The 3,237-nt window shown below is 61.5% G+C and carries 4 protein-coding genes; 3 read left to right on the forward strand and 1 reads right to left on the reverse strand.

The genetic code is table 11. The features are described 5' to 3' along the window. The first annotated feature begins 127 nt into the window (after positions 1-127). From EN750_RS25550 to EN750_RS25560, 3 genes are read left to right on the forward strand one after another with little or no spacing between them, the layout of a single operon-like run. Positions 128-1,231 (forward strand): peptidase C39 family protein, encoded by a 1,104-nt coding sequence (locus tag EN750_RS25550; protein WP_127398202.1) that lies wholly within the window; start codon positions 128-130, stop codon positions 1,229-1,231. Further along, positions 1,231-2,694, forward strand: coding sequence for a RimK family protein (locus EN750_RS25555; RefSeq protein WP_127321391.1), 1,464 nt, complete (start codon positions 1,231-1,233; stop codon positions 2,692-2,694). The genes EN750_RS25550 and EN750_RS25555 overlap by 1 nt, the downstream gene beginning before the upstream one ends. An 18-nt stretch (positions 2,695-2,712) precedes the next feature. After that, a complete protein-coding gene (locus EN750_RS25560) occupies positions 2,713-2,985 on the forward strand; it encodes a DUF3303 family protein (protein WP_127268533.1) in 273 nt (90 codons plus the stop codon). An 18-nt stretch (positions 2,986-3,003) separates the two neighbouring features. Here EN750_RS25560 and EN750_RS25565 read toward each other — a convergent pair. Beyond that, positions 3,004-3,237: LysR substrate-binding domain-containing protein (locus tag EN750_RS25565; protein ID WP_245482811.1), on the reverse strand; the 234-nt coding region annotated here is incomplete at its 5' end.

The following is a 3,237-nucleotide window of genomic DNA, read 5'->3' on the forward strand; positions in this document are numbered from 1 at the left end:
GATTCAAGGTGGTGGAGCGGACTTTGTGCGCCCAGGTGGACGCCGGTTTTCCCAACGCCCTGGTTGGCGTCAAGGACGTGTTCGAGTAGGGCCATTTCCACCACCAATCGAGGTTTTCTGAAGCCGCATGCCTGCCGAGATCCGCACGGCCCGCGCGTCTGACGTCGATGATCTCGCCGCCATTGAGAAAGCTGTTTTCTCAAGCGACCGTATTTCCCGCCGCTCCTTTCGCCTGTTCATCGAGCGTGAAACCGCCGAGACGCTGGTCGCCGAAGTCGACGGCCGCGTGGCCGGCTACGCGATCGTGCTGTTTCGCAAGGGCAGCGGCGTGGCGCGCCTCTACTCGATTGCGACCAGTCCGTTTTTCGGCGGGCTGGGTGTCGGCCGCATGCTGCTCGGATCCGCCGAAGATGCCGCCTTCGAGCACGACCGCATGATGCTACGTCTCGAAGTTCGCGAGGACAACAGCCGCGCGATCCGCATCTACGAACAGGCCGGGTATCGCAAGATCGGCCGCGAGCCCGGCTACTATGAGGATGGCGAAACGGCACTTCGCTACGAAAAGACCTTGCGTGGTGACATTCCGATCGCCACCAAGGTGCCGTTCTACCCGCAGACCTGCGAATTCACCTGCGGCCCTTGCTGCCTGATGATGGCGATGGCCAATTTCGATCGCGGCTTCGTGCCGGATCCGGTCATGGAAATCCGCCTGTGGCGTGAAGCGACGACCGTCTTCATGATGTCGGGTCCCGGTGGTTGCGAGCCATTCGGCCTCGCTGTCTCGGGCTACGAAAGCGGGCTCGCGGTGGAGATCTACGTTTCCTTCTATGGCGCGTTGTTCCTGCAATCGGTACGCAGTGAGGACAAGCGCAGGGTGATGGAACTGGCCCAGGTCGACTTTCGCCGACGCGCGGAACTTTACGGCATCCCGGTGAATTACCGTGCGTTCACAATCGACGATATCCGCGCTGCGATCGCTGGGGGAAAGCTGGTGCTGGTGCTGATCAGCGGCTTCCTGATGTTTGGCAAGAAGGTGCCGCACTGGGTGCTGGCGATCGGCGATGACGGCGACCATATCCTGATCCACGACCCTTGGGTCGAGGACGAAAGGCAGGAGACTGTCCTTGATGCAGCCAACATTCCCGTGCCTTACGGCATCTTCATGAACATGGCGCAGTTCGGTCGCGATGGATTGCGTGCCGCCATCACTCTGGGAAAGCGTGACAGATAATGACCTGGGTCATCCTTACCGGCAGGCAGAGCGATCTCGACCAGGTGGCGACACCGCACAAGATCATCACCAATCGCGACTATCTCGCGCACCCGTCACTGTTTCGCGGCCAGCGGCCGAAGGTCATCAACCTGTCGAACAATTACGGCTACCAGAGCCGCGGCTACTATGCGTCGCTGCTGGCAAGCTCGCGCGGCCACAAGGTGATCCCGACGGTCGAAACGATGATCGACCTGTCGGAGCGCAAGCTCTATGAACACGCGCTGCCGGAACTGGAACTGGCGCTCAACAAATGCCGCAAGGATCTCGGCGGCGTTTTTCCGCAAAAGGTCTGCATCTTCTTCGGCATCGGCCCGTCGAAAATCTGGGACCGCTTCGCCAAACTTCTGTTCGACTGGTTCCGCGCGCCGGCGCTCGAAGTCCACATCAAGGACAGCGCCGAATGGGCCTCGATCCGCAAGATCGGTTTCCATCCGCTGGCGCGGATGACCGAGGACGAGGAAAAAAGCTTCATCCAGTGCCTGGAGACCTACACCAACCGCGAATGGCGCGACACCAAGGGCCGCACGCCGGCGCGCTACACCTTCGCCACGCTGGTCGACCCGCATGAGGAATTGCCGCCATCGGAGATATCGTCGCTGCGCTATTGGGCCAAGATCGCCGAGAAGATGGGTGTCGAAATCGAGCCGATCACCAAGCGGGACCTCGCCAAGCTCGCCAATTACGACGCGCTGTTCATTCGCGAGACCACCTCGATCTCCAACCACACCTATCGTTTCGCCCGCCGCGCCCAGCAGGAAGGCATGCCGGTGATCGACGATCCACTGTCGATGATCCGCTGCACCAACAAGGTCTATCTCAACGAGCTGATGGCCTACAACAAGGTGCCGGTACCGCCGACGGTGATGATCGCCGGCACCTCGGATCTCGAATTGGCAGCGCAGACGCTGGGCTTTCCGCTGGTGCTGAAAATCCCGGATTCGTCGTTCTCGCGCGGCGTCAAGAAATGCGCCAATTTCGAGGAACTGAAGACGCTTGCTACCGAATGGCTGGAGGATTCCGACCTTCTGATCGCGCAAAAATTCATTCCGACCGAGTATGACTGGCGCGTCGGCGTGCTCGGCGGCCAGCCGCTGTTTGCCGTGCATTATCTGATGGCCAAGAAGCACTGGCAGATCGTCAACCATAAGGCCAACGGCAAGCCCGACCAGGGCGGCATCAAGACCTTCACGCTGAAGGAGACGCCCGCGCATGTCGTCGAGACGGCTGTGAAGGCGGCGCGCTGCATCGGCGACGGGCTCTACGGCGTCGACCTCAAGGAGACCAAGGACGGCGTCTTCGTCATCGAGGTCAACGACAATCCCAACCTCGACCATGGCTGGGAGGATTCCGGCGAGAAGGACGAGGTCTGGGTGCGGCTGACGCAGTGGTTCCTGGAGCGGCTGGACCGGCCGGGGCGGTAGTTTGATCGGGGGTAGAACATGCAGTTTATCGTGATCGAGGATTTCACCGGCTGCGACCGCAAGGAGATCTATCGCCGCTTTCGCGACCGGGGCCGCCTGAAACCGGACGAGCTTCTCGTGCACCACAGCTGGATCGCGGCGGACATGAGCCGCTGCTTCCTGCTGGTGGAGACCGATGACGTCACGCTGCTGCAGCGTTGGGTCATCGAATGGGCGGATCTGGTGGAGTTCGAGATCATCCCTGTGGCGACAAACAAGGACATGGCTGAGGCCTTGAGCGGGCACCTCTGATCATCGCCGCACGCTACGTCAACGCAGTGCCGGCGAGTTCACTGCGCGTCGGCATTCGTCGATCAGCCACTGGCGAAACGCCGCCACGACGTCGCGCCTGGCGCTGCGCTCGGGGATCGTCAGGCAATAGGGCTGGCGCAGCTCCAGTGCCTGGGCGAGGGGCCTGACAAGCCGGCCGTCTTCCAGCGCCTCGGCACAGTAGATCCCTTGCGCCAGCGCCACGCCCAATCCCGAAATCGCAAGGTCGAGCGC

The sequence above is a fragment of the Mesorhizobium sp. M7A.F.Ca.ET.027.03.2.1 genome (genome assembly GCF_003999175.1).
Classification (GTDB): domain Bacteria; phylum Pseudomonadota; class Alphaproteobacteria; order Rhizobiales; family Rhizobiaceae; genus Mesorhizobium.

Bases quoted from the DNA above. Each gene is read 5' to 3' on its own strand.
- EN750_RS25550 (WP_127398202.1), top strand. From the start codon at position 128: ATGCCTGCCGAGATCCGCACGGCCCGCGCGTCTGACGTCGATGATCTC.
- EN750_RS25555 (WP_127321391.1), top strand. From the start codon at position 1,231: ATGACCTGGGTCATCCTTACCGGCAGGCAGAGCGATCTCGACCAGGTG.
- EN750_RS25560 (WP_127268533.1), top strand. From the start codon at position 2,713: ATGCAGTTTATCGTGATCGAGGATTTCACCGGCTGCGACCGCAAGGAG.